The sequence below is a fragment of the Microlunatus kandeliicorticis genome, from assembly GCF_014137855.1.
Lineage (GTDB): Bacteria > Actinomycetota > Actinomycetes > Propionibacteriales > Propionibacteriaceae > Microlunatus > Microlunatus kandeliicorticis.
This window is the reverse complement of record NZ_JACGWT010000001.1, coordinates 1-25,210: the sequence shown is the minus strand read 5'-3', so window position 1 is coordinate 25,210 and position 25,210 is coordinate 1. Positions and strand designations below refer to the sequence as shown.

The window sequence follows — 25,210 nt, the reverse complement described above, 5'->3', positions numbered from 1 at the left end:
GACTCAGCGTCCGGCGCCGACCAGCGCCCGGTCGAAGGTGCGCCCGGTGAGCCGGTGGTAGGCCTCGGCGTAGCGGGCCCGGGTCGCCTCGACGACGGTGTCGGGCAGCGCCGGCGGCGGCGTGTCGGCGCCGCGGTCCCAGCCGGACTCGTGCACCAGCCAGTCGCGGACGTACTGCTTGTCGAAGGAGGCCAGCCGGCTGCCGGGCGTCCAGGCGTCGGCGTCCCAGAACCGGGAGCTGTCCGGGGTGAGCACCTCGTCGGCGAGCACCAGGGTGCCGTCGGAACGGACACCGAACTCGAGCTTGGTGTCGGCCAGGATGATCCCGCGCGCCCGGGCCAGCTCCTCGGCCCGGCGGTAGACGGCCAGGGTCAGGTCGCGGACCCGCACGGCCAGGTCGGCGCCGACGATCCCGGCCGCGGTGTCGAAGTCGATGTTCTCGTCGTGCTCGCCGAGCGGCGCCTTGGTGGCCGGGGTGAAGATCGGCACCTCGAGCCGCGAGCCGTCGGTCAGCCCGGGCGGCAGCGGTACGCCGCAGACCGTGCCGGCCCGCTGGTACTCGAGCCAGCCCGACCCGGTGAGGTAGCCGCGGGCCACGCACTCGAGCTGGACCATCTCCAGCCGCTCGCAGACCAGCGCCCGGCCGGCCACGACCTCCGGCACGTCGGTGCTGAGCACGTGGTTCTCGACCAGGTCGGCCAGCTGGTCGAACCACCACAGCGACAGCCCGGTGAGGATCGCGCCCTTGTCCGGGATCTGCGGGGTGAGCACGTGGTCGAACGCCGAGATGTTGTCGGTGGCCACCATCAGCACCCGTCCGGGGCCGCCCCCGGGCCCGTGGTCGGCCTCGGGGAGCGCGTAGAGCTCGCGGACCTTGCCGCGGTGCAACAGCGGGAGCCCGAGCGCGTCGGCGTACTGCGCGGAGTCGGTCGGCACCCTCCGAGCCTAGCCCTGACCGGCCGTCGGGAGTCGGCTCGGGAGCCGCCCTGGCAGGGCCCTGAGCCGACCCGGGATGCGGCCGCGAGACCTTCCCTGCGCCCCTCGGCTCCGTCACAGTGGAGGGGTGGCCGACCGACCGCGTCGGCTCCCGATCCGGAAAGGACCTTCATGAGCACCCTCGTCCGCCCGCGCAGCGACCGCTGGATCGCCGGCGTCTGTTCAGCTCTCGGACGGCGGTTCGGCATCGCGCCGAACATCGTGCGGTTGATCTTCGTGGTGAGCTGCCTGCTGCCCGGTCCGCAGTTCCTGATCTACATCCTCGGCTGGATCCTGATCCCGCAGGAGTGACCCGGCCGCGCGCCGAACCCTGATCGACCCGACGCCCCGGCGGCGCGGTCGTGCCCGTCCCGTCGGGTGCGACCCACCCGACCGGGGCGTCGGCCGTCAGCGGCCGGTGTAGAGGGTCCGGACGATGTCCTCGATGGCCGGCTCGGTGATCCGCAGGTCGCGGATCTCCGCCTGGCCGGCGATCTCGGCCAGCACCTGGGCCGCGGTGGTCCGGTCCGGGGCGAAGGCGAACCGCTGCCGGGCCCCGTCGAGCTCGCTCCGCTCGTGCCGGGCGCTGCTCAGCTCCAACGGCGGTCGTGGCTCGGCGAGGTCGACGACCAGCACCCGCTCCATCGCGACCCGCTCCCCCAGCCCCTCCAGGCTCCCGTCGTAGGCGATCCGGCCGTGGTCGACCACCAGCACCCGGTCGCAGAGCCGCTCGATGTCGCTCATGTCGTGGGTGGTCAGCAGCAGCGTGGTGCCCTGCTCGGCCCGCTCGGCGACCAGGAACTGCCGCAGCCGTTCCTTGCTGATCATGTCCAGCCCGATCGTCGGCTCGTCGAGGACCAGCAGCGCGGGCCGGTGCACCAGCGCGGCGGCGACCTCGCCGCGCATCCGCTCGCCGAGCGACAGCTGACGCACCGGGGTGGCCAGCAGCGCTCCCAGCTCGAGGCCCTCGACCAGCTGGTCGATCCGCGGCCGGGCCCGGTCGGCCGGGATCCGGTGGATGGCGGCCAGGATGTCGAAACTGTCGCGCAGCGGCAGGTCCCACCAGAGCTGGCTGCGCTGGCCGAACACCACGCCGATCCGGCGGGCCAGCTGGGTCCGTTGCGGCACCGGTTCGAAGCCGCAGGTGCGCACCCGGCCGGACGTCGGGACCAGGATCCCGGTCAGCATCTTGATCGTGGTCGACTTGCCGGCCCCGTTGGCGCCGATGTAGCCGACCGACTCACCGGCCCGGACGGTGGCGGTGATCCCGTCCACCGCGGCCACCACCCGACGGCTGCGTCGCAGCCCGCGGCCGGAGCGGACGACGAACTCGCGGCGCAACCCGTCCAGCTCGATCACCGGCGCACCGGGGTCCGTACTCGCTGGGTCCGTGCTTGCTGGGTTCATGATCATCCTCCGGCTCCGGTGTAGTGACGGACACCCAACCGCCAGCCGAGCGCGGCGAGCAGCCCGGTGGTCAGCGCGAACAGCGGACCGCACCAGCCGAGCCACTGCGGCAGGAACCCGGGCCCCGGCAACCCGAGGATCACCAGCGCCGGCAGGTAGGCGGTGACGGTGGCCGGGAAGACGAAGGTGAAGGCCACTCGCAGCGGTGCGATCAGCACGCTGCCCGGGAGCTGCCCGGCGTACCCGGCGCCGTAGACGAAGGCGTTGGTGAACTCGGTGCCCTCGATGATGAAGAACTGGATGCCCCCGGCCAGCACGAACAACCCGGCGTAGATCGTCGCGCCCCACAGCGGGGTGGCGATCAGCAGGTAGACCGTCGCCGCGGTGGGCTCGGGACGGAGCAGCACCAGCACCACGACGAGCACCAGCAGCGCGAAGACCGCCCGCCCGAGCCGGCGGAGCTGGAAGTCGGCGGTGACCAGCTGGAGCAGCAACGGCATCGGCCGGGTCAGGAACGACTCCAGGGTGCCCATCCGGACGTGCTGCGGGATCGCGTCGACCTGACCGACCACCAGGTCGGCGAGCGCGAAGCCGACGTTGGCCAGCGCGAAGACCAGCGCGGCCTGCAGCAGGTCCAGCCCGCCGAGCAGCGGGGTGTTGTGCAGCAGGATGTAGATCTCGCTGAACTCGACCAGCCCGAGCACGAAGGCGCCGGCGAAGTTGATCACGAAGTTCGCCCGGTAGGTCAGCTGCGCGCGCACCCGGGACGCGATCAGCAGCCGGAACGCGGTCCAGCCGCTGAGCTCCGGGGCGGCCTCGCGGGTGATCACCCGCGCGGTCGGGTCAGCCACCCTGCACCTCCAGCCGCCGCCGGCCCCGGACGAAGACCACTCGGGTCAGCACCAGCAGCCCGGTCAGCCAGGCCAGCTGGATCCCCACCGTTCGGAGCGCGGCCAGGTCGACGACCCGGCCCGAGACCACGTCGATCGGGCTCTGGAACATCGCCGGGAACGGGGACGCGTGGGCGACCACCTGCAGCCAGTCGGGGAAGATCGCCACCGGCAGGTAGAAGCCGCTGAGCACGTTCATCACGAAGCCGTAGAGGATCAGGAAACCGCGGGCGTCGACGGTCCAGAAGGCGATCAGGTTCATCCCGAACCGGCAGACGAAGCTGATCGAGATCCCGAGCAGCAGGCTGAGCAGCCCGAGCGGATAGGACCACGGGCTGGTCGGCAGGCTCAGCCCGACCAGCAGGCCACCGAGCGCCAGGATCGGGACGCCGCGGGTGAGGAACTGGAGCCCGGCCCGGCCGAGGTCGCGGGCCCAGTAGGAGGCCTGCAGGTCGATGGGGCGCGCGAGGTCGCTGACGATCTCGCCGCTGCGGACCCGGACGGCGACGTCCTGCCAGAGGAACATGTAGACCGGGGCCATGAAGGCCTGGCCGAGCCAGACGTAGCTGGCCGCCTGGGCGAGGTCGTACCCGCCGATCGACCCGCCGCCCCCGCGGACCGCGGCGAACAGCGCACTGATCCGCAGGAAACCGAAGACGGTGTTGGTGAAGATCCCGGCGACCAGCGCCAGCCGGTAGGTGCTCTGCCGGCGGAACTCCGCGGACATCAGGAGCAGGTACCGGCGCACAGTCACCCGACGCTAGGTCGGCCCGGAGCCCGGGTCAACCGGGTGCGCGTGCCGCCGTACCCGCCCGGCGTGTCGGCGGGCGGCGCCCGTCGATGATCATCCCTGCAGCGCCCGGTGCAGCGCCCCGGTGATCTCGTGGTCGTCGGCCCCGAGCAGCCGCGCCGCCCGCACCGCGTCGCGGAGCGCCCGCTCGACCTGCTGACGGCGGTCGGCGGGCGCGAGGGTGGCGGCAGGCGCCCGGACCACCGTCCCGCCGCCGCGGCGGCTGACCACCAGCCCGAGCTGCTCGAGCTCGCGGTAGGTGCGGGCGACCGTCCCGGCGGCCACGCCGAGGTCGCCGGCCAACTGCCGGATCGGCGGCAGCCGGGTGCCCTCGGCGAGCGCGCCGGAGCCGATCAACGCCACGCACTGGCGCCGCAGCTGCTCGTACGGCGGGGTGGGGTCGTCCGGGTCGACCCGGAGTGCCGCGGTCACCGCTCGGGCGCCGCGGACGGCACCGGGCTCGCGGCCGCCGGAGCCGGCGTCACCAGCGGGACCACCAGCGCCGCGACGGCCCAGACCAGCAGCCCCAGCCCGGCGAGGCCGGCCCCGGTGATCAGCACGCCGGCCACCCGCAGACCGCCGGACAGCACGTCGGCGTGCACCAGCAGCCCGCGGCCGGCGGTCAGGCCGATCCCGGTGAGGCTGCCGGACACCGCGAGGAGCACCGCGGCCACGGCGGTGGAGACCGCGGACCGCCGCACCTGCTCGTCGACCCGACGGACCGCGGAGTCGGCACCGTCGCGCGGGCGCCGGACCGCGACCACGACGGCGAGCCCGGCGAGGACGAGCAGCGCGACCAGTCCGACCAGCAGCGGGACCGTGTAGAACGAGCCCGGGAACGGGCCGAACGAGCCGCTGTCGCAGCCGCTGCCGTACCGACAGGTGTAGCCGTACGACCGCCCCGGGCGTCCGAGGTCGTCCGGCGCGGCCACCACGGTCGTCCAGACCCCGACGGCGACCAGCACCACCAGGCCGGCGACCGTCGCGCCGGTGGTCGCGCGCGGCAGGTAGTCGCGGACCCGGCGGACCTCGAGCGCGGCCGAACCGCCGCGGGCGTCCCGCCAGCTGAGCAGCTCGGCGACCAGCCCGGCGGTCACCAGCACCGCGGCCACCACCGTCGGAGCCAGCGCCAGACCCAGGCCGAGCCGACCGACGCCGGCCAGCAGGAACGGGGTGGCGAGACCGGCGAACAGCCCGAGCACCCGAGCCAGCACCGCGACCCGCCGGAGCCGGGTGAGCCCGGGCGGCTCGGCGCCCGCCGGGACCGGCCGGACCGCGCTCCAGAACCGGATCGCGACGAGCACGAGCACCGCGGCGAGCAGCACCCCGAGGACGAGGAAGGGGACCGGGCCGAGCACAGCGACCTCCACTTGTTGCAACCGGTTGGTACAAGCAGCATGACGGGCTGTGGAGTTTGTGTCAACCAGCCGGCACAAGCGTCCGTGACCGGGATTGTGATCATGGGGCATGACCTCGACCGCACCGGCCGACCGGCCGCGCATCGCCATCTGCGGCCTCTCGCTGGAGGCCTCCACCTTCAACCCCGGGGCGACCACCATCGCCGACTTCCACCCGCGCCGCGGCGCCGAGGTGCTCGACCAGCGCCCGTTCTGGGGCGCCGGCGGCGCGCTCGCCGACGCCGCCGACTGGGTGCCGGTGCTCACCGGGCGCTCGATCCCCGGCGCCCCGGTGCCGGCCGCGGACTACGCCAGCCTCAAGGCCGAGATCCTCGACGGGCTCCGGGCGGCGGTGGCCGAGACGCCGCTCGACGGACTGGTCTTCGACATCCACGGCGCGATGAACGTGGTCGGGATGGACGACGCCGAGGGCGACCTCGCCGTGGCCGTCCGCGAGGTCGTCGGGCCGGACGTGATCATGAGCACCGGGATGGACCTGCACGGCAACGTCTCGTGGCGGCTGGCGCACGCGCTCGACCTGCTGACCTGTTATCGGATGGCCCCGCACGAGGACGCACTCGAGACCAAGGAGCGCGCGGTCCGCAACCTGATCGACCGGCTCGCGCTGCCGCCCGAGCAGCGTCGACCCCTCAAGGCGTGGGTCCCGGTGCCGATCCTGCTGCCCGGCGAGAAGACCAGCACCCGGCTCGAGCCGGCCACCTCGCTGTACGCCCGGGTGCCCCGGATCGAGGCGCTCGACGGGGTCCTCGACGCGGCGATCTGGATCGGCTACGCCTGGGGCGACGAGCCGCGCAACTGCTGCGTGGTGATGGTCACCGGCGACGACCAGGAGCTGATCACCCGCGAGGCCGAGCAACTGGCCCGTGCGGTCTGGGACGCCCGCGACGAGTTCCAGTTCGTCGCGCCCACCGGGTCGCTCGCCGAGGTGCTGGACATCGCGCTGGCCAGCGACGCCCGGCCCTACCTGATCTCCGACAGCGGCGACAACCCGACGGCGGGCGGCACCGGCGACGTCAGCTGGACCCTGGGCGAGCTGATCGCCGACCCGCGGCTGACCGACGGCGACGTCACCACGATCTTCGCCTCGGTGCACGACCGGCAGGCGACCGACGCGTGCGTCGCCGCCGGCGTCGGCGCCGAGGTGACCGTCCCGGTCGGCGGCATCGTGGATCCGGGACCGCGGGGACCGGTCGAGGTCACCGGTCGGGTCGCGCACATCGCCGAGGGCGATCCGGACGCGGAGGTCGAGGTGGTGCTCGCGGTGGGCAGGCTCCAGGTGATCATCACCCGCAACCGCAAGCCCTACCACCGGATGGCAGACTTCGAGCGCAACGGCCTGGACGCCCCGCACGCCGACCTGGTGATCGTCAAGATCGGCTATCTCGAGCCCGAGCTCTACGCGATCGCCGCCGACTGGATGATGGCGCTCACCCCGGGCAGCGTCGACCAGGACCTGCTCCGGCTCGGCCACACCCGGATCAGCCGGCCGATGTTCCCCTTCGACACCGGGTTCACCGACCCCGACCTGCACGCCCGGATCGTCCCGATGGCCGACCAGCCGGTCGGGCAGCCCGGCTGACCCACCGGTCCACCACACAACGGGGGTGATCCGCACCGACGTCGGTGCGGATCACCCCCGTTGTGCTACCAGCGCCGGCCGGACGGGGTTCAGAGGATGTCGGCGGGGCTGTAGGCGGCCGCGTCGGGGTAGAGCGAGGCGAGCTCCTCGGCCCGCTCGGCGAGGTCGGCGACCTGGGCCACGGCGTTGCCGGCCAGCGAGAGCGGCTCGGCCAGCGCGGCGTCGAGGTCGGCCCGGGTCAGCCCGAGCCGGTCGTCGGCGGCCAGCCGGTCGAGCAGGTCGTTGTCGGCCCGTCCGGTCTCGCGCATCCCGAGCGCGACGGCCACCGCGTGCTCCTTGATCACCTCGTGCGCGGTCTCCCGGCCGACTCCGTGCCGGACCGCGGCCATCAGGATCTTGGTGGTGGTGAGGAACGGCAGGTAGCGGCGCAGCTCGGTCTCGATCACCGCCGGGAAGGCGCCGAAGTCGCCGAGCACGGTGAGGAACGTCTCGAACAGCCCGTCGAGCGCGAAGAAGGCGTCGGGCAGCGCGACCCGGCGGACCACCGAGTCGGACACGTCGCCCTCGTTCCACTGGTCGCCGGCCAGTTCGCCGATCATGGCCAGGTTGCCCCGGACGATCACCGCCAGCCCGTTCACCCGCTCGCAGGACCGGGTGTTCATCTTGTGCGGCATCGCCGACGAGCCGACCTGGCCGGGCCGGAACCCCTCGGTGACCAGCTCGTGCCCGGCCATCAGCCGGATGCTGGTGGCCACGTTGGACGGCGCCGCCGCGGCCTGGGCGAGCGCGCTCACCGCGTCGAAGTCGAGCGAGCGCGGGTAGACCTGCCCGGTCGAGGTGAAGGTCTTGGCGAAGCCGAGGTGCTCGGCGATCCGCTGCTCGAGCAGCGCGAGCTTGCCGGTGTCGCCGCCGAGCAGGTCGAGCATGTCCTGACTGGTGCCTACCGGTCCCTTGATCCCGCGCAACGGGTAGCGGTCGACCAGCTGGACGATCCGCTCGAGCGCGATCAGCGCCTCGTCGGCGGCGGTGGCGAACCGCTTGCCGAGCGTGGTGATCTGCGCGGCCACGTTGTGGCTGCGGCCGGCCATCGGGCGCTCGGCGTACTCGGTGGCCAGCCGGGCCAGCTCGACGACCGTGGTGACCAGCCGGTCGCGGATGATCTTGAGCCCGGAGACGATCTGGAGCTGCTCGACGTTCTCGGTCAGGTCGCGGCTGGTCATCCCCTTGTGCACGTGCTCGTAGCCCGCGAGGGCGTTGAACTCCTCGATCCGCGCCTTGACGTCGTGCCGGGTGACCCGCTCGCGGGCGGCGATCGAGGCCAGGTCGACACGGTCGACCACCGCGGCGTAGGAGGCGATCACCGCGTCCGGGTCGTCTCCGCCGAAGTCGACGCCGAGGTCGCGCTGGGCGGCGAGCACGGCCAGCCACAGCCGGCGCTCGAGGACGATCTTGTGCTCGGCCGACCAGAGCTCGCGCATCGCAGCGGAGGCGTAGCGCTGGGCCAGCACGTTGGCGACCACGGTGGAGCGGGCGTTCACGGTCGGGTTCCCTTCAGCAGGTCGGCAGGACGAGCGCGCTGCGTCTCGGCCGCGGCGCGGGCGATGTCGGTGCGGTGGAAGGCGCCGTCGAGCCGGACGACGTCCACCCCGGCGTAGGCGGCCTCGCGGGCCGCCGCGAGGTCGGCGCCGGTGCCGACCACGGTGAGCACCCGGCCGCCCGTGCTGACCAGCCGGCCGTCGGCGTCACGGGCGGTGCCGGCGTGCACCACCTCGACGCCCGCCGGGACGTCCTCGGTCCCGGTGATCACCGCGCCGGTGACCGGCGCGGCCGGGTAGCCCTGGCTGGCCACCACCACGCCGACCGCGGCCCCGTCGGCCCAGTCGAGCCGGCTCCCCACCTCTCCCAACGCACCCCGGGCGGCGGCGTGCAGCAGCACGCCGAGCGGGGTCCGGAGCAGCGGCAGCAGCACCTGGGTCTCGGGATCGCCGAACCGGGCGTTGAACTCGACCACCCGCACCCCGGCTGCGGTCAGCGCGAGGCCGGCGTAGAGCAGCCCGACGAACGGCGTCCCGCGCCGGGCCAGCTCGTCGACGGTCGGCTGCAGGACGGTGGCCAGCACCTCCTCGACCAGACCGTCGGGGGCCCAGGGCAGCGGCGTGTAGGCCCCCATCCCGCCGGTGTTGGGCCCGGCGTCGTCGTCGTGGGCGCGTTTGAAGTCCTGCGCGGGCTGCATCGGCAGCACCCGGCTGCCGTCGCTGACCGCGAACAAGCTCACCTCGGGCCCGTCGAGGTACTGCTCGATCACCACCACGTCGCAGCCGGCGGCGTGGGCCAGCGCGGCGTCGCGGTCGGTGGTGACCAGCACGCCCTTGCCGGCGGCCAGCCCGTCGTCCTTGATCACGTACGGCGGGCCGAACGCGTCGAGCGCCGCGGCCGCCTCCTCGGTGGTGGTGCACCGGCGCGCGTCGGCGGTCGGTACCCCGGCGGCGGCCATGACCTCCTTGGCGAACGCCTTGCTGCCCTCGATCCGGGCGGCCGCGCGCGACGGGCCGAAACAGGCGATGCCGGCCCCGCGGACCGCGTCGGCGACGCCGGCGACCAGCGGGGCCTCGGGCCCGACCACCACCAGGTCGGCGCCCAGCTCGACGGCCAGCGCCGCCACCGCCGCCCCGGACAGCGCGTCGACCGAGTGGTTGACGGCCACCGCGGCGGTGCCGGGGTTGCCCGGTGCACAGTGCAGCGCGGCCACCGACGGGTCGCGGGCCAGGGCGAGGGCGAGCGCGTGCTCGCGCCCGCCGTTCCCGATCACCAGGACGGTCAGCCGGTCGGTCACGGTCGCTCAGCCTAGCGAGCCGGGCCGGCCACCGGCTCCGCCCGAGCGGCGCCGGACGGGCAGGATGGCCCGGTGAGCGACCCGACGTTCCCCGCCCTGCACGGCCGCCCCGCGTCCGGCTGGCTCAACGACCCCAACGGGTTGTGCCGGTTCGGTGACCGCTGGCACGTCTTCTTCCAGCACAACCCGGACGCCCCGACCCACGGGTCGATCACCTGGGGCCACGTCAGCTCGACCGACCTGCTGCACTGGCGTGAGGAGCCGGTGGCGCTGCGGCCCCGGCCCGGCGAGGTGGACGCCGCCGGGTGCTGGTCGGGCTGCGTGGTCGACGACGACGGGACGCCGACCGCGCTCTACACCGCGGTCCGCGAGCACGCCTCCGACGCCTGGGCCACGCTGGCCCGCGGCGACGCCGAGCTGCGGACCTGGGTCCAGGGACCGCCGGTGGTCGCCCGGCCGGACGACCCGGAGGTCGCCGAGGTCCGCGACCCGTTCGCCTTCGCGTTCGGGGGCCGGCGCTACGTCGTCCAGGGCGCGGGGCGTCCCGAGCCGGGCGCCCGGCCCCGGCTGCTGGTGCACGACGCCAGCGACCTCGAGCACTGGCTCCCGGCGGGGACGCTGCTCGACGACACCGACCCGGTGGCCGCCACCGTCGCCGCGGCCGACATCTGGGAGTGCCCGAACCTGTTCCCGCTCGACGGGCGCTGGGTGCTGCTGCTCTCGCTGTGGCGGGCCGAGCGTCCCGGCGAGGGCACCCTGGCCGGCGTCCGGTATCTGCTCGGCGACCTGCGCCCCGACCCGGACACCGGTGCGCCGCGGTTCGTGGCCGAGAGCGGCGGGACGCTGGACAGCGGACCGGCGTTCTACGCCCCGCAGGTCCTGGTGCAGCCCGACCGGGTGCTGCTGTGGGGCTGGAGCTGGGAGCTCGACCGGTCCGCCGACCAGGTCGCCGCGGCCGGATGGGCGGGCTCGCTGACCTTCCCCCGCGAGCTGGTGATCACCGAGGGTGCGCTGGTCGACCGGCCCGCCCGCGAGCTGACCGCGCTGCGTCGCGAGCCGCTCGACGCCGGGGCGCCGATCGACGTCCCGGCGTTCGAGCTGGAGGCCGACGGCCTGCTCGGGCTGAGCCTGCGGACCGGCGACCGTGACCAGCCGGTGCTCGAACCGGGCGGGGCCGGCCCGGGCCCGCTCCGGGTGCTGGTGGACGGCAGCATGATCGAGATCTTCGGACCCACCGGCAGCCGGACCACCCGGGCCTACCCGGCCGAGGACTCGGTCTGGGTGGTCAGCGGGCCGGCCACCGGCTGGGTGCTCGGGCTCCCCTGACGCCGGTGCCGCGGGCGGTCAGAGCAGGTCGTTGATCGTGATCGTCTGCTCGCGGCCCTGGCCGACGCCGATGCCGGAGATCCGCACCCCGCAAAGCTCCTCGAGCCGCTCGACGTAGACCCGGGCCGCCTTGGGCAGGTCGGACAGCGTCCGGGCGCCGGTGATGTCCTCGGTCCAGCCGTCGAGCTCCTCGTACACCGGGACGGCGTGGTGGAAGTCGGTCTGGGTCGCCGGCATCACCTCGGTGCGCTCGCCGTCGATCTCGTAGCCGACGCAGACCGGGATCTTCTCCCAGCCGGTCAGGGTGTCGAGCTTGGTCAGGAACAGGTCGGTGAACCCGTTCACCACCGCGGCCGACTCGACCACCAGCGCGTCGAACCAGCCGCACCGCCGGGGCCGGCCGGTGGTCGCGCCGTACTCGCCGCCGTCCTCCCGGATCTTGTCCCCGCGCTCGTCGAGCAGCTCGGTCGGCATCGGCCCCTCCCCCACCCGGGTGGTGTAGGCCTTGGCCACCCCGACGACCCGGTCGATCCGGGTCGGTCCGACCCCCGAGCCGACGCCGGCGCCGGCCGCGGTCGGGTTGGAGGAGGTGACGTAGGGGTAGGTGCCGTGGTCGACGTCGAGGTGGTGGGCCTGCGCCCCCTCGAAGAGCAGCACCTTGTGGTCGTCGAGCGCGGCGTTGAGCAGCCGCGGGACGTCGGCCATCATCGGCCGCACCCTGTCGACGTAGGAGAGCAGCTGGTCGGCGATCTGGTCCGGGTCGATCGCACGCCGGTTGTAGACCTTGATCAACAACTGGTTCTTCTGCTCGAGCGCCGCGGTCACCTTGGCCCGCAGGATCTTCTCGTCGAGCAGGTCCTGGATGCGGATGCCGATCCGGTTGACCTTGTCGGCGTAGGTCGGGCCGACCCCGCGCCCGGTGGTGCCGATCCGGTTCTTGCCGAGGAAGCGCTCGGTGACCTTGTCGATCACCGTGTGGTAGCCGGTGATCACGTGCGCGTTCGTCGAGATCTTCATCGTCTTCTCGACGTCGGGACCGCCGCGGCCGCGCAGCGTCTCGATCTCGTCGAACAGCACGTCGAGGTCGATCACCACGCCGTTGCCGAGGACCGGGATGAGGTCCGGGTTGAGCACCCCCGACGGCAGCAGGTGCATCACGTGCTTCTCGCCGTTCACCACCACGGTGTGCCCGGCGTTGTTCCCGCCCGAGTAGCGGACGCAGTAGTCGACCCGGTCACCCAGCTGGTCGATCGCCTTGCCCTTGCCCTCGTCGCCCCACTGGGCCCCCATCACCACAATGCTCGGCATGTGATCGCCGCCCTTTCGCGGCGCACGTCCTGGTGCGCCTCAAGAGTGAAGCCCCACCAGCAGTCGCTGAGGGGCTCTTACCACGGCACTCTACCGAAGATCGTCGGCAGCCGCACAGTTCCGACGGCGACCCCGCGCTGCCCCGCCCTCTGCGCCCACCCCGACCTTTGCGCCCCGGCCGTCATGGTTGCGCCCGTTCTTCCGGGCGCAATCATGACCGGCAGGGCGCAGAGGCGGAGTGGTACGGGTCAGCGGGGCCGGCCGGCCAGCGCGGTGTAGCCGGTCGGGCTCGAGTCGTGCAGGAACTGCGCGCAGCGCTCGTACTCGTCGTCCTCGCCGATCCGCCGGGCGGCGGTGGCCAGTGCCCACAGCGCGCGGAGGAAACCGCGGTTGGGCTCGTGCTCCCACGGCACCGGTCCGGCCCCGCGCCAGCCGGCCCGGCGGAGCGCGTCGAGCCCGCGGTGGTAGCCGGTCCGGGCGTAGGCGTACCCGGCCAGGTCGGCCTCGCGACCGGTGCCGGTGAGCGCGCGCTCGGCGAGCAGCGCCCAGCCCAGGCTCGAGGTCGGCTGCGCGGCCACGGTGTCGGCGAGGGCGTCCGGGTCGGCGAGCGCCTCGGCGGCCGGGTCGACCGGGAGCCGGGTCTCGGGCAGCGCGGGGGCCAGCAGGTCACGGTGCGGCGGTGTGGTCACCCGGTTCACGGTAGCCGCCGCCCCGACGCCCGCGGACGGCGTCCGTATTTCCGGCCCGGGTGGCTGCTCTGTCCACGCAGGAACGCTCCGGGGGCGTTCGCCACGACCCGACGAAGGGGGACACCATGTTCGATCACCCGCACGACCACCAGCACGACCACGGCGCTGCTGGTGCCACGGCCGGCCTCACCGAGGACCAGCGCCACGGCACCTGCGCCATCGCACCCAGCCCCGAGCTCCGCGAGCGCTGGTCCGGCCAGCTCGACACCGCCCAGCGGCGGCTCCGCGGCGACGACTCCGCCCGGTTCACGCTGCGCCGGGAGCCACGCCGGCTCGGCTTCAACGACGGCGTGATCGTGCCGCCCGAGGAGTTCCCGGTCGGCACGCCGCTGCAGGCCATCCGCAACGCCGCCGCCGACCGCGCCCCGCTGCGCGGCACCGTCCGGGTCGCCGTGGTGCTGGTCGACTTCTCCGACCACGCGATGACCCAGACCACGCAGCACTTCAGCGACCTGTTCTTCTCCACCGGCGTGCTGCCGCACGGCAGCGTCCGCGAGTACTACCAGGAGGTGACCAACGGGCTGGTCACCCTCGACGGCACGGTGGTGGGGCCCTACCGGATGCCGCAGACGCTGGCCTGGTACGCGGCCAACGGTTCGGGCATCGGGCTCAACAGCACGCCGTTCCGCAGCCCGCAGCTGGCCCGCGACGCCGCCGCCGCGGCCGACCCGGCGATCAACTTCGCGCCGTACGACAACGACGGCAACGGCTACGTCGACGCGTTCATCGTCGTGCACGCCGGGTCCGGCGCCGAGGTGACCGGCAGCCTGAACGACATCTGGTCGCACAAGTCGACGCTGAGCAGCGTCTACAACGCCGACGGCACCAGGATCTACGGCTACCTGACCATCCCCGAGGACGCCCGGATCGGCGTCTCGGCGCACGAGCTCGGGCACCTGCTGTTCGGCTTCCCCGACCTCTACGACACCGACTACTCCTCCGAGGGCATCGGCAACTGGTGCCTGATGGCCGGCGGCAGCTGGAACGGCGGTGGCGACGTCCCCGCCCACCCGAGCGCCTGGTGCAAGGCCAACCAGGGCTGGGCCTCAGTGACCAACGTGACCACCAACGGGACGATCACCGTGCCCGCGATCGAGACCGGGCACACGATGTTCCGGCTGTGGCAGAACGGCGCGAGCGGCAGCGAGTACTTCCTGCTCGAGAACCGGCAGCAGACCGGCTACGACGCCGACCTGCCGGGCAGCGGGTTGCTGCTCTGGCACGTCGACGAGAACCAGCCCGGCAACACCGACGAGAACCACTACAAGGTCGGGCTGCTCCAGGCCGACGGCCGGCGCGACCTCGAGCTCGACCACAACCGCGGTGACGCCGGCGACCCGTTCCCGGGCAGCGCGAACACCACCGCGGTCAACGACTCGACCTCGCCGAACACCCGCTCCTACGCGGGCGCGAGCACCTCGGTGACCGTCTCCCACATCTCCGCCTCCGGCCCGTCGATGACCGCCGACGTCACCGTCCGCACCAAGTCGGTGATCAAGGACATCAAGGACGTCCGCAAGGACGGCAAGGAGATCAGCAAGGACCTCAAGGACCGCAAGGAGGTGGCCAAGGAGATCAAGGAGGTCCGCAAGGAGGTCAAGGAGATCCGCAAGGAGGTGATCAAGGAGGTCAAGGAGGCCCGCAAGGACCTCAAGGACCGCAAGGAAGTCGCCAAGGAGATCAAGGAGAACGCCAAGGAGGCCGGCGAGAACTGGCCCGGCGGCGGGGGCGACGGCGGCGGGTTCGCACCGTCCGGTCCCGGCGACGACCTCGAGCAGCGGGTGGCCGCCCTCGAGGCGCTGGTCTACGGCGACCCGGACGCGGCGGGAGCCGCCGACGGCGGGACCGAGACCGCGGCGTCGTTCATCGACCCGAGCCTGCGGCCCGACCTGATCGGCGCCCCGGGCACCGGACCCGACCCGCAGCTGGCGGCGCGGATGGCGGCCGGCGACGCCGGGGCCAAGCGCGTCTTCGACACCCGGATCTGACCGTGGTCACCGACCGCACCCGACCGGGTCCGGGGGCCCGGACGCCCGCGGTGCTGGTGGTGGCCGATCCCTCCGACGGCGGGGCGCGGGCCGCGTGCCGGCTCGCCCCCGCCGCCGGGGACGGGGACCGCCCGCTGCTGGTCAGCACCGACGCGCTGGCCCGGGCCGGCTGGGAACACCGGGTGCACGCCGACGGACGGTCCTCGACCACCGTCCGGCCGGCCCGGTCCGGCGCCGGCCCCGAGGTGGTCATCGACAGCGACCGGCTCCGGCTGGTCTGGTTCCGCGGCAGGCACTGGCGGCTCCCGGTCGGGCCCGCCGACGCCGACTACGCCTGGTCGGAGTTCGGGGCGCTGCTGGTCAGCTGGCTGGCCGGTCTCGGCGACCGGGTGGTCAACCGGCCGGACGGCCAGCGTCCGAGCGGTCCGTCGTGGTCGGCGGCCCGGTGGCGGGCCGCGGCCGCCGAGGCCAGTTGGCCGGTCGCCCCGCGCACCGCGGCGACCTCGGCCCGGCTGGTCCCGGGCTGGCGGGGCGGGCCGTGGCAGGCCCGGCTCCCGCACGACGACCTGCTCGACGACCGGCCCACCTCGGTCCGGCTGCTGCTGGTCGACGGCGTCCCGGTGGGCTCCCCGTCGTGGCCCGGGAGGACGGCCGCCGGACGACGGCTGGCCGCGCTCAGCGGTTGCCGGGTGCTCGGGCTCGACCTCGACGCCCGTGGCCGGGTGCTCGGGGCCGACCCCGTCCCGCCGCTGACCGGGCGGTCGGAGCTCGCCGCCGTCGCCGCGCTGCTCGGGTCGACGCGGCCGGGAGCCGGGGAGCGTGCCGCATGATCGTCTTCTTCGGGTACGGCGACGACCCGCCGCTGGTCCGCGCCGTGCGGGCCGCCGCGGACCGCGGCCTCGACCACCTCGTGGTCGACCAGCGCGCCACCGCCGGGACCGACCTGGTGCTGGCGGGCGACGAGGACGGCGGGCTGCGCGGCGCGTTCGTGGTCGACGGTCGCCGGGTCGAGCTCGAGCGGGTGACCGCGGTGTACGCGCGGCCGCTGAGCCCGGTCCCGGCTCCCGGCGACCCGCGACGGGGCGAGCGCGACGCCCGGTTGGTCGACCTCACCGTCGAGTGGCTGGACACCGCACCGGTCCGGGTGGTCAACCGGCCGGTGGCGATGGCCTCGAACAGCTCGAAGCCGTTCCAGGCGCAGCTGATCGCGGAGGCCGGGTTCGCGGTGCCGGAGACGCTGGTGAGCAGCGACCCGGACGCGGTCCGGGCGTTCGCCGACGCCCACGGGGCGGTGGTGTTCAAGTCGGTCAGCGGGGTCCGCTCGATCGTCCGGCGGCTCGACCGCGGCTACCTCGACCGGCTCGACCGGGTTCGGAACCTGCCCACCCAGTTCCAGGCGCTGGTGCCCGGCGTCGACATCCGGGTGCACGTGGTGGGCGAGCGGGTGTTCGCCACCGCCGTCGAGACCGCGGCGACCGACTACCGCTACGCCGGCCGCGACGGCGAGGAGGCGGTGCTCACCGCCACCGCGCTGCCTCCGGAGGTGGCCGAGCGGTGCGTCCGGTTGGCGGCCGCGCTCGACCTGCCGCTGGCCGGGCTCGACCTGCGGCGCACCCCGGACGGAGTCTGGGTGTGCTTCGAGGTCAACCCGATGCCCGGGTACAGCTTCTTCGAGTCGCACACCGGGCAACCGATCAGCGAGTCGCTGGTCGACCACCTGGCCGGCGCCGGGGAAGGAGGGACGCGATGGTCGTCGCCCGCGAGAACCGCACCGACGTCGAGGGCGTCGTGACCGCGCACGCACCGCACCCCGGCGTGGACCGGTGGGAGCTGGTCACCCTCCGGGTCGAGCGGACCGGGCCGGTGGCCGGGTTCCCCGACCTGGTGACCCGGCGGGTCGCCGACCAGGGCGGGGTGTTGGAGCTCGCCGTCGACCGCGAGGCCCTGGACGACGACCGGCTGGGCGGTCAGCGGCCCGACGGGCTGCTGGGCCGGCGGTTGCGGGCCACCGCCACGCTGGCCGGGCCCGGCGTGGTCCGGGCGGTCGGCGGGATCAGATCCACTCCAGCCGCTTGAAGACCACGTAGAGGCTCACGCAGGCCACCGCCATGATCGCGAGGTAGACGTAGAAGCCGGTGGCGTGACCGTTGCCCCAGAAGGGCACGTTCATCCCGGCGAAGCCGCTGACCAGGGTGGGCACGGCGACGATCGCCGCCCACCCGGTCAGCTTCTTCATCACCTCGTTCATCCGCGAGTCGTCGAAGGCGAGGCTGGTGTCGAACAGCGCGCCCAGGCTGTCGCGCAGGTCGTCGGCGGCGGCCGAGACCGAGGTCTGGTGCTCGATCAGCAGGTTCCAGCTCCGCGAGATGCTGCCCGGCTCCTCCGCGCTGCTCTGCCCGAGCCCCTCGACCACCTCGCGCATCGGCACGGTCACCCGGCGGAGCTCGGTGACCGTGCGCCGCAGCCGGAAGGCGGTGCCCTTCTCCTCCCGGCTCAGCGGTTGCAGGTCGAAGAGCGCGTCGGCCAGCTCGTCGCCGGCGTCCTCGATCGCCTGCACCACGGTGAAGTAGCCGCTCGACAGCCCGTGCAGGACGGCCTGGGCCGCCCGTTCGGTGCCGCCGGGACCGAGCCGCGACTGGGCGGCGACCAGGTGCCGGCCGAGCTCGTCGGCGTCCTCGGGACCGGCCACCACCAGCAGCAGCCGCGGGGTGATCACCATCGCCACCCGGCGGACGTCGAGCGCGTCCCGGCCCCGTGGCTGCTCGGGCAGCTCGGTGGCCGCGGTGATCACCAGCCGGACGTCACCGAACTCCTCGTACTTGACCTGCGGACGCCCGGCGGCGCGCTCGGGACCGAGCGCGGCCAGCCGGTCCGGCTCCGGGTGGTGATCATGACCGAGCAGGTCGCGACGGACCCACTCGTCGAGCCCGAACTTGTCGATCACGCCGCCGATCCGCTCGTGGTCGGACGGATCGACGACCGCCCACGCACAGGCGTCCGCCTCGTGGTGCAGCAGGTCGGCGGTCTCCGGGCCGGCGACGTCCTCGGCCACCACCCGGTCCCCGACCCAGACCCGGCTCCGCGGGACGTGCGTTCCGTCCGCGGAGCCGGACCCCTGGCGGTCGCTCACTTGCCGAGGCTGGTCCCCACCGAGCGGAGGTTCTGGCAGGCCTCGACGACGCGCTTGGCCATGCCGTCCTCGGCCGCCTTGCCCCAGGCGCGCGGGTCGTAGGCCTTCTTGTTGCCCACCTCGCCGTCGACCTTGAGCACACCGTCGTAGTTGGTGAACATGTGCGCGGCCGCCGGGCGGGTGAACGCGTACTGGGTGTCGGTGTCGATGTTCATCTTGATCACGCCGTAGTCGACGGCCGCCTGGATCTCCTCCAGGGTCGAGCCCGAGCCACCGTGGAAGACCAGGTCGAACGGGTCGGCCTTGCCGATCTTGTCCCCGACCTGCTTCTGGATGTCCTTGAGCACCTCGGGACGCAGCTTGACCGAGCCCGGCTTGTAGACGCCGTGGACGTTGCCGAAGGTCAGCGCGGTGATGTAGCGGCCGTTCTCGCCGGCGCCGAGCACCTCGACGGTGCGAAGCCCGTCCTCGACGGTGGTGTAGAGCTTGTCGTTGATCTCGTGGCTGACGCCGTCCTCCTCGCCGCCGACCACGCCGACCTCGATCTCGAGGATGATCTTGGCCTTCGAGGTGCGCTCGAGCAGCTCCTTGGCGATCTGCAGGTTCTCCTCGACCGGCACCGCCGAGCCGTCCCACATGTGCGACTGGAAGAGCGGGTTCTCACCGTTCTTCACCCGCTCCTCGGAGATGGCCAGCAGCGGCCGGACGAACCCGTCGAGCTTGTCCTTCGGGCAGTGGTCGGTGTGCAGGGCGATGTTGACGCCGAAGTTCTTGGCCACCTCGTGCGCGTACGCGGCCAGCGCGACCGCGCCGGTGACCATGTTCTTGATCTTCGGGCCGGAGGCGTACTCGCCGCCGCCGGTCGAGACCTGGACGATGCCGTCGGACTCGGCCTCGGCGAAGCCCTGGATCGCGGCGTTCAGCGTCTGCGAGGAGCTGACGTTGATCGCCGGGTAGGCGAACGATCCCTTCTTCGCCGCGTCGATCATCTGGGCGTAGACCTCGGGAGTCGCAATGGGCATGGTGTCTCGCTTTCGTCTGCTGGGTGCGCCAGCCTGGTCCACCAGCCTGGCTCGTTCGTCGGATGTCTCGTGTGCTGTCTCGGCCTCGGCAATTATCTCGCGCAGCCGCCGGTCGGGCTCGCCCGCCTCTCAGTTGTCGAGCGCGGACAGGTCCAGACCGCGCCGGCCGCCGGAGAAGGCACGGGCCGCGGAGTCGATGCTGGCCGGCGGCGCACCGACCTGGTCGAGCGGCAGCCGGACGCTGCCGCGCGGGCCGGTGACCTCGAGCACCGGGCTCAGCCCCCAGGCGCCCGGGCGGACCGCGAACCCGGTCAGCTCGGCCCACCCGACCGGCTGACCGGCCAGCTCGACCCCGGCCCGGTCGATCCGCAGCGCGGTCCCGGTGCCGATCGTGGCCAGCGGTCCCCGGGTGCGGCGGTAGAGCAGGTAGAGCACCAGTGCGGCCGCCGCCGACAGCCCCACCACCAGCACCGACCCGACGGTGAACGCGGCGGTCCCGAGCGCCTTGCGCTGGGTGAACCCGATGACCAGCACCAGCACCAGGGTGATGGCCACCCCGATCAGCCGGCCGCGGAACCAGCCGCGGTAGCGGGCGATCCGCTCGTGGGTCGGGCCGGGGTCGTACGGCGCGACGAACTCCTCCACCGCCTGCTCCGGCCGGTCAGTTCTCCCGCGCGCCGCGCGGGGTGATGGCCATGTGGATCCGGTAGCGGTCGGCCCGGTAGGCCGAGCTGGCCAGCTCGACGGCGCGCTCGCCGGCGTAGGTGACCCGCTCCTGGACGAGCAGCGGGGCGCGCTTGGCCACCCCGAGGATCCGGGCCTGGTGGGCGTCGGCCGACTCGGCGCGGACGGTCTGCTCGGCGCTGGTCACCACCACGCCGTACTCGGAGGCGAACACGTCGTAGAGCGCGCCGAGCTCGCGCTCGAGCAGCCCGGGGAACAGCGCCGAGGGGTAGTAGCCGATCTCGTAGGCCATCGGGGTGCCGTCGGCGGTCCGGAGCCGCTCGACCCGGATGATCGGCCGTCCCGGACGGATCCGTAGCGCGTAGGCGGTGTCGTCGTCGGCCTGCTGCTCGCTGGCCGAGAGCACCACGGTGGCCGGGATCAGCCCGCGGTCGCGCATCTCGCGCGAGAACGAGGTGAGGTGCAGCCGGGAGTCGATCTGCGGGCCGGTGACGTAGGTGCCCTTGCCGTGCACGCGCTCGAGCGCGCCGTTGTCGACCAGGTCGGCGATCGCCTGCCGGATGGTGACCCGGCTGACCCCGAGCCGGTCGACCAGCACGCGTTCGCTGGGGATCGCGTCGCCGGGGTGCAGCTCGCCGTCGATCATCTGCTCGAGGATGGCCCGGACCTGTGAGCGCTTGGTGGCGGCGCCGATCGGGCGGTCGATCCGATAGCTTCCCGGGTAGCCGTCCGGCTCGTCCGTGCGCAGACCGGCATCCACCGTCGAGCTCCTTCGCCTCCGAGCGCAGCGGCCCCGCGGCCGGTGCAGACCAGACCATACCAGTACGCCGGAGGTGGTGCGGGTGCCCGACGACACCGCCGCCGGACCGCCCGCGGGGACGCGCAGGGCGGTGAGCGCACGCGACGCGCTGGCGGCCCGGCTCCGGTCGACCGGGAGCGTCTTCGCCGAGGAGGAGGCCGACCTGCTGCTCGCGGCAGCCCCCGACCCGGGGGCCCGAGAGGCGCTGGTCGTCCGGCGGATGGCCGGCGAACCGCTCGAGCAGGTGCTCGGCTGGGTCGAGTTCTGCGGACTCCGGCTCGCGGTGGCCCCCGGGGTGTTCGTGCCCCGGCAGCGGACGGCCGCCCTGGTGGACCGCGCGACCGGGCTCGTCCGCGACGCGGGGCACGACGCGCTGCTGCTCGACCTGTGCTGCGGTGTCGGGGCGATCGCCGCCGCGGTGGCCGCCCGGGTGCCCGGGCTGCGGGTGCTCGCCGCCGACGTCGACCCGGCCGCCACCGGGTGCGCGGCGCGCAACCTGGCCGGGGCCGACGCGCGGGTGCTCACCGGCGACCTGTTCGCGCCGCTCCCGGTGGCGGACCGCGGCCGGGTGGCGGTGCTGACCGCCAACGTCCCCTACGTGCCGACCGCGGCGATCGGCCTGATGCCGCCCGAGGCGCGCGACCACGAGGCCCGCGCCGCCCTCGACGGCGGGGCCGACGGGCTCGACGCCGCCCGCCGGGTGCTCACCGGCGCCGCGGACTGGCTGGCGCCCGGCGGCACGGTGCTGGTCGAGGTGGCCGAGGCGCAGGGGCCGGCGGCGCTGGCCGCGGCCCGGGCGGCCGGGCTGGAGCCCCGGCTCGAGCGCGACGACGACCGCGAGACCACGGTGCTGCTGGCCCAGCGGCCCTCGGGTTGAGCCGGGGCGCTTCGACAGGCTCAGCGCGCGTGCTACCCGGCGCTTCGACAGGCTCAGCGCGCTCACCCGCGCTTCGACAGGCTCAGCGCGCTCACCCGCGCTTCGACAGGCTCAGCGCGCGTGCTCCCCGACGCTTCGACAGGCTCAGCGCGCGTGCTACCCGGCGCTTCGACAGGCTCAGCGCGCGTCGGAGCACGGGCTCAGCGCGCATCAGCGTGGGGCCCAGCGGAGCGCCCAGTGGTACATCGCGATGGCTGCGGCCGCGCCGGCGTTGATCGAGCGGGTCGAGCCGTACTGGGTGATGGCGACCAGCCGGTCGCAGACCTCCACCATCTCGTCGGTCAGCCCCGGGCCCTCGGAGCCGAAGACCAGACAGGCGTGCTCGGGCAGCTCGGCGGTCTCCAGCGGCACCGCCCCCGGCAGGTTGTCCACCCCGACCGGCACCGACCCGTGGGCGGCCAGGAAGCCGGCCAGGTCCGCGACGTCGGGGTGGTGGTGGACCTGCAGGTAACGGTCGGTGACCATCGCGCCGCGACGGTTCCAGCGCCGCCGTCCGACCACGTGCACCCCGGTCACGTTGAAGGCGTTCGCGGTCCGGACGATCGAGCCGATGTTGAAGTCGTGCTCCCAGTTCTGGATGGCGATCCGCAGCGGCAGCCGGGTGGCGTCGAGGTCGGCGACGATCGCCTCCAGCCGCCAGTAGCGGTAGCGGTCGACCACGTTCCGCCGGTCGCCGCCGGCCAGCAGCTCGGGGTCGAGCCGCGGGTCGTCGGGCCACGGCTGCGGGTGCGGTCCCACGCCGTGCTCGACCGCGCGGGCCATGGTGTCCTCGTCGAGCGGCGGCCGTTCCGCGCCGGCGGTCGGCGGCTCGGAGGGGACTCCCTGGTGCGGGGGTGCTGCGCTCGCCGAGTCGTCTGCCACGCTCCGCGACGGTACCGTCTGAGCCATGACGCCCCTCCTCACCGGCGCCGTCGGCCACCTCGCGGGCCTGGTCCCGCTGCTGCTGCCCTCCTGGATGGACCCCGAGGTGCTCCTCCGGGGGTTCGGTCCGTACGCGCTCTGGGGCGTGGCGTTCATCATCTTCGCCGAGTGCGGGCTGTTCGCGATCCTGCCCGGTGACTCGCTGCTGTTCACCGTGGGGATCTTCACCGGCGCCGGGATCATCCCGCACTCGATGTTCTTCGTCTGCGCGGTGCTGACCGTCTGCGCGATCGCCGGCAACGCCTGCGGGTACGGGATCGGCCGCGCGGTCGGGCCGCCGCTGTTCCGCGAGCGCCGCGGACTGGCCGGCCGGATCTTCCACCCCAAGTACGTGGCCAAGACCCACGACTTCTACGAGCGGTACGGCAACCGGGCGCTGATCCTGGCCCGGTTCGTCCCGATCATCCGCACCTTCGTCACCTTCACGGCGGGCGTCGGCCGGATGGACTTCCGCAAGTTCATGCTGTTCACGGGCATCGGCGGGCTGATCTGGGCGCCCGGGGTGACGATCCTCGGCTTCTACCTCGGCCGGATCGCCTTCATCCGCGAGCACATCGACGCGATGCTGGTGCTGATCGTGCTGGTCTCGTTGATCCCGATGGCCGTCGAGGTCGTGCTGGCCCGGCGTCGCCGCGGCCGCGAGTCGGCTCCGGCCACCCTCGCCTGACCCGGCCGAGCCCGCGCTGCCGGTTCCGGGACGGTCCGCTCACCGGGGCCACGCCACCGTAGGGTCGTCCGCGTTGCTGGTTCCGCCGCGCCGCCAGTCCGGGGTGCGGGGGAGGAGAGAGGGAACCCGGTGCGAGACCGGGACTGCCCCGCAGCGGTGTACGGGAACGACCGCCGTCAACGAGCACTGGGACGCCTGCGTCCTGGGAAGCGACGGCCAGTAGGTGGGCCCCACGGCCCGCGCCCGTGAGTCCGAAGACCTGCCAGCGACCTGTCCGGCGACCGCCGGGCAGCCGGCAGCGACCTCGGCGGAAGGTCGGTCGGAGCCGTCCCGGCGCGCCTGCGCGCGCCGTCCGACGTGCCCGCGGACGTCCCCGAGGCCGTCAGGAGCTCGCGAAGGAGAGTCCTGATGTCCCGTCCCACCCCCACAACCCCCGGTGACCGCCCGGTCGGCCGCGCCCCGGTGCCGGCGGCGGCCGCCGCGGCACCGACCGTGCACGGCTATCCCCGCCAGGGCCGGCGCCGCGAGCTCAAGCGGGCGCTCGAACGCCACTGGTCCGGCGCGCTCGACGCCGCCGGGCTGCTCGGCGTGGCCGCCGACCTGCGCCGCGAGCGCTGGCAGACGTTGGCCGCCGCCGGGATCACCGAGGTCCCGGTCGGTGACCCGCTCTACGACCACGTCCTCGACCTGACCGTGATGCTCGGCGCGCTGCCGGACCGGTACGTCGCGGCCGGCGCCGACGCGGACGACCCGGCCGCCGCCGCGCTGGCCCGGAGCTTCGCGGCCGCCCGGGGCACCGCCGAACTGGCCCCGCTCGAGCTGACCAAGTGGTTCGACACCAACTACCACTACCTGGTGCCCGAGCTCGGCCGCTCGACCCGGTTCCGGCTCGATCCGGCCGCCCTGCTCAACCAGGTGGCGCAGGCTCAGGAACTCGGGCTGAGCCCGCGGCCGGTGCTGCTCGGCCCCTACAGCTACCTGCGCCTGGCCAAGCCCGATCCGGCCGGCTCCGGCACGCCGCTCGACCTGCTCGACCCGCTGACCGACGTCTACGCCGACCTGCTCGGCCGGTTGGCCTCCGCCGGGGTGGAGTGGGTCCAGCTGGACGAACCGGTCGCCGTCACCGGGCTCGACCCGGCGGGGCTGGACGCGCTGGCCGGCACGTACCGGCGGTTGTCCGCGGTCACCGGGCGTCCCCGGCTGCTGGTGGCGGGCTACTTCGACCGGCTCGGCGAGGCCCTCGAGCCGCTGGTCGCGAGCGGGATCGACGGGCTGGGCGTCGACCTGACCGGCCGGGGTGCGGCCGACCTCGACCGGCTGGCCGGCGAGCACGCGCCGTCCGGTCTGGCCGGGCTGCGGCTGGTGGCCGGGGTGGTCGACGGCCGCAACGTCTGGCGGACCGATCTCGACCAGGCGCTGGGCGTGCTCGAACGACTGGCCCCGCGGGTCGGCCGGCTCGATGTGGCGCCGTCGTGCTCGCTGATCCACGTCCCGATCGACGTCGGGCTGGAGACCGGGCTCGACCCGGAGCTGCGCGGCTGGCTCGCCTTCGCCGACCAGAAGCTCGCCGAGGTCGCCCTCCTGGCCCGGGGGCTGCGCGAGGGCCGCGAAGCGGTCACCGACGAGCTCGGCGCCGCCCGACGCGCTCGCCGGCCGCCGCACGTCGCCGCTGACCCGGGTGCCGGCCGTCCGGGCGCGGACCGCGGCGGTGACGCCGGACCAGACGGTGCGCCCGGCGCCGGCCGCCGTCCGGGCCGAGCGGCAGCGCACCGCGCTCGGGCTGCCCC

General features: G+C 73.9%; 24 protein-coding genes, 1 pseudogene and 1 riboswitch. Of the genes and pseudogenes, 10 read left to right on the top strand and 15 right to left on the bottom strand.

The window, feature by feature from the left end:
* Positions 1-3 precede the first annotated feature (3 nt).
* On the bottom strand, positions 4-936 hold the full coding sequence (locus FHX74_RS00125; protein ID WP_182558088.1) for a phosphoribosylaminoimidazolesuccinocarboxamide synthase: 933 nt from the start codon (positions 934-936) through the stop codon (positions 4-6).
* A gap of 171 nt (positions 937-1,107) precedes the next feature.
* Here FHX74_RS00125 and FHX74_RS00120 point away from each other — a divergent pair, with 171 nt between their 5' ends.
* Positions 1,108-1,287, top strand: coding sequence for a PspC domain-containing protein (locus FHX74_RS00120; protein WP_182558087.1), 180 nt, complete (start codon positions 1,108-1,110; stop codon positions 1,285-1,287).
* 96 nt (positions 1,288-1,383) lie between these two features.
* On the opposite strand, the gene FHX74_RS00115 is transcribed toward FHX74_RS00120, so the two are convergent.
* The 5 genes from FHX74_RS00115 to FHX74_RS00095 form a co-directional block, all read right to left on the bottom strand.
* Positions 1,384-2,334 carry an ABC transporter ATP-binding protein gene (locus tag FHX74_RS00115; RefSeq protein ID WP_328823538.1) on the bottom strand — a complete coding sequence of 317 codons (951 nt, stop codon included), beginning with the start codon at positions 2,332-2,334 and terminating at the stop codon, positions 1,384-1,386.
* Positions 2,335-2,384: 50 nt separating this feature from the next.
* On the bottom strand, positions 2,385-3,233 hold the full coding sequence (locus FHX74_RS00110) for an ABC transporter permease (protein ID WP_328823537.1): 849 nt from the start codon (positions 3,231-3,233) through the stop codon (positions 2,385-2,387).
* On the bottom strand, positions 3,226-3,999 hold the full coding sequence (locus FHX74_RS00105) for an ABC transporter permease (RefSeq protein WP_182558085.1): 774 nt from the start codon (positions 3,997-3,999) through the stop codon (positions 3,226-3,228). The genes FHX74_RS00110 and FHX74_RS00105 overlap by 8 nt, the downstream gene beginning before the upstream one ends.
* A 117-nt stretch (positions 4,000-4,116) precedes the next feature.
* On the bottom strand, positions 4,117-4,494 hold the full coding sequence (locus FHX74_RS00100; protein ID WP_182558084.1) for a GntR family transcriptional regulator: 378 nt from the start codon (positions 4,492-4,494) through the stop codon (positions 4,117-4,119).
* A complete protein-coding gene (locus FHX74_RS00095) occupies positions 4,491-5,432 on the bottom strand; it encodes a hypothetical protein (protein ID WP_182558083.1) in 942 nt (313 codons plus the stop codon). Before FHX74_RS00095 ends, FHX74_RS00100 begins: the two co-directional genes overlap by 4 nt.
* Positions 5,433-5,529: 97 nt before the next feature.
* Between FHX74_RS00095 and FHX74_RS00090 the strand changes: the two genes are divergently transcribed.
* Positions 5,530-7,059 (top strand): M81 family metallopeptidase, encoded by a 1,530-nt coding sequence (locus FHX74_RS00090; RefSeq protein WP_182558082.1) that lies wholly within the window; start codon positions 5,530-5,532, stop codon positions 7,057-7,059.
* 89 nt (positions 7,060-7,148) lie between these two features.
* Here the strand turns inward: FHX74_RS00090 and purB are convergent, their stop codons facing one another.
* Positions 7,149-8,597, bottom strand: a complete 1,449-nt coding sequence (gene purB / locus FHX74_RS00085) for an adenylosuccinate lyase (RefSeq protein WP_328823536.1) — start codon at positions 8,595-8,597, stop codon at positions 7,149-7,151.
* Entirely contained in the window at positions 8,594-9,880 is a 1,287-nt protein-coding gene (gene purD / locus FHX74_RS00080; protein ID WP_182558868.1) for a phosphoribosylamine--glycine ligase, read from the bottom strand. The genes purB and purD overlap by 4 nt, the downstream gene beginning before the upstream one ends.
* A gap of 84 nt (positions 9,881-9,964) precedes the next feature.
* On the opposite strand from purD, the gene FHX74_RS00075 reads away from it, so the two are divergent.
* A complete protein-coding gene (locus FHX74_RS00075) occupies positions 9,965-11,218 on the top strand; it encodes a glycoside hydrolase family 32 protein (protein WP_182558081.1) in 1,254 nt (417 codons plus the stop codon).
* A gap of 18 nt (positions 11,219-11,236) precedes the next feature.
* On the opposite strand, the gene FHX74_RS00070 is transcribed toward FHX74_RS00075, so the two are convergent.
* Together FHX74_RS00070 and FHX74_RS00065 are read right to left on the bottom strand one after the other, a co-directional pair.
* Positions 11,237-12,526 carry an adenylosuccinate synthase gene (locus FHX74_RS00070; RefSeq protein WP_182558080.1) on the bottom strand — a complete coding sequence of 430 codons (1,290 nt, stop codon included), beginning with the start codon at positions 12,524-12,526 and terminating at the stop codon, positions 11,237-11,239.
* A 248-nt stretch (positions 12,527-12,774) separates the two neighbouring features.
* The gene (locus tag FHX74_RS00065) at positions 12,775-13,215 is read right to left on the bottom strand and encodes a DUF3151 domain-containing protein (RefSeq protein ID WP_328823535.1); all 441 of its coding nucleotides are present in this window, start codon (positions 13,213-13,215) and stop codon (positions 12,775-12,777) included.
* Between the two features lie 125 nt (positions 13,216-13,340).
* Between FHX74_RS00065 and FHX74_RS00060 the strand changes: the two genes are divergently transcribed.
* The 4 genes from FHX74_RS00060 to FHX74_RS00045 are packed head-to-tail and all read left to right on the top strand — an operon-like array spanning position 13,341 to position 17,339.
* Positions 13,341-15,263: a M6 family metalloprotease domain-containing protein gene (locus FHX74_RS00060; protein ID WP_182558079.1), complete on the top strand. Its 1,923-nt coding sequence runs from the start codon at positions 13,341-13,343 to the stop codon at positions 15,261-15,263.
* 2 nt (positions 15,264-15,265) lie between these two features.
* Positions 15,266-16,093 (top strand): hypothetical protein, encoded by an 828-nt coding sequence (locus tag FHX74_RS00055; protein WP_182558078.1) that lies wholly within the window; start codon positions 15,266-15,268, stop codon positions 16,091-16,093.
* Positions 16,090-17,055 (top strand): ATP-grasp domain-containing protein, encoded by a 966-nt coding sequence (locus FHX74_RS00050; RefSeq protein WP_182558077.1) that lies wholly within the window; start codon positions 16,090-16,092, stop codon positions 17,053-17,055. Before FHX74_RS00055 ends, FHX74_RS00050 begins: the two co-directional genes overlap by 4 nt.
* Positions 17,010-17,339, top strand: a complete 330-nt coding sequence (locus FHX74_RS00045) for a hypothetical protein (RefSeq protein ID WP_182558076.1) — start codon at positions 17,010-17,012, stop codon at positions 17,337-17,339. Before FHX74_RS00050 ends, FHX74_RS00045 begins: the two co-directional genes overlap by 46 nt.
* Here FHX74_RS00045 and FHX74_RS00040 read toward each other — a convergent pair.
* The 4 genes from FHX74_RS00040 to FHX74_RS00025 form a co-directional block, all read right to left on the bottom strand.
* A complete protein-coding gene (locus tag FHX74_RS00040; RefSeq protein ID WP_182558075.1) occupies positions 17,317-18,393 on the bottom strand; it encodes a magnesium transporter CorA family protein in 1,077 nt (358 codons plus the stop codon). The genes FHX74_RS00045 and FHX74_RS00040 overlap by 23 nt on opposite strands.
* Positions 18,390-19,415 (bottom strand): class II fructose-bisphosphate aldolase, encoded by a 1,026-nt coding sequence (gene fbaA, locus FHX74_RS00035; RefSeq protein ID WP_182558074.1) that lies wholly within the window; start codon positions 19,413-19,415, stop codon positions 18,390-18,392. The genes FHX74_RS00040 and fbaA overlap by 4 nt, the downstream gene beginning before the upstream one ends.
* Before the next feature lie 129 nt (positions 19,416-19,544).
* Positions 19,545-20,060, bottom strand: a complete 516-nt coding sequence (locus FHX74_RS00030; RefSeq protein WP_182558073.1) for a hypothetical protein — start codon at positions 20,058-20,060, stop codon at positions 19,545-19,547.
* Positions 20,061-20,076: 16 nt separating this feature from the next.
* Positions 20,077-20,859 (bottom strand): GntR family transcriptional regulator, encoded by a 783-nt coding sequence (locus FHX74_RS00025; protein WP_328823534.1) that lies wholly within the window; start codon positions 20,857-20,859, stop codon positions 20,077-20,079.
* 130 nt (positions 20,860-20,989) lie between these two features.
* Here FHX74_RS00025 and FHX74_RS00020 point away from each other — a divergent pair, with 130 nt between their 5' ends.
* Positions 20,990-21,775: a putative protein N(5)-glutamine methyltransferase gene (locus FHX74_RS00020; protein WP_182558072.1), complete on the top strand. Its 786-nt coding sequence runs from the start codon at positions 20,990-20,992 to the stop codon at positions 21,773-21,775.
* 210 nt (positions 21,776-21,985) lie between these two features.
* On the opposite strand, the gene FHX74_RS00015 is transcribed toward FHX74_RS00020, so the two are convergent.
* Positions 21,986-22,597, bottom strand: coding sequence for a TrmH family RNA methyltransferase (locus FHX74_RS00015; protein ID WP_182558865.1), 612 nt, complete (start codon positions 22,595-22,597; stop codon positions 21,986-21,988).
* Between the two features lie 124 nt (positions 22,598-22,721).
* On the opposite strand from FHX74_RS00015, the gene FHX74_RS00010 reads away from it, so the two are divergent.
* Both FHX74_RS00010 and FHX74_RS00005 read left to right on the top strand, forming a co-directional pair.
* Positions 22,722-23,423: a DedA family protein gene (locus FHX74_RS00010; RefSeq protein WP_182558071.1), complete on the top strand. Its 702-nt coding sequence runs from the start codon at positions 22,722-22,724 to the stop codon at positions 23,421-23,423.
* A gap of 60 nt (positions 23,424-23,483) precedes the next feature.
* Positions 23,484-23,704, top strand: a riboswitch (cobalamin riboswitch).
* A 127-nt stretch (positions 23,705-23,831) separates the two neighbouring features.
* Positions 23,832-25,210, top strand: a pseudogene (locus tag FHX74_RS00005) (5-methyltetrahydropteroyltriglutamate--homocysteine S-methyltransferase); the annotation flags it as partial.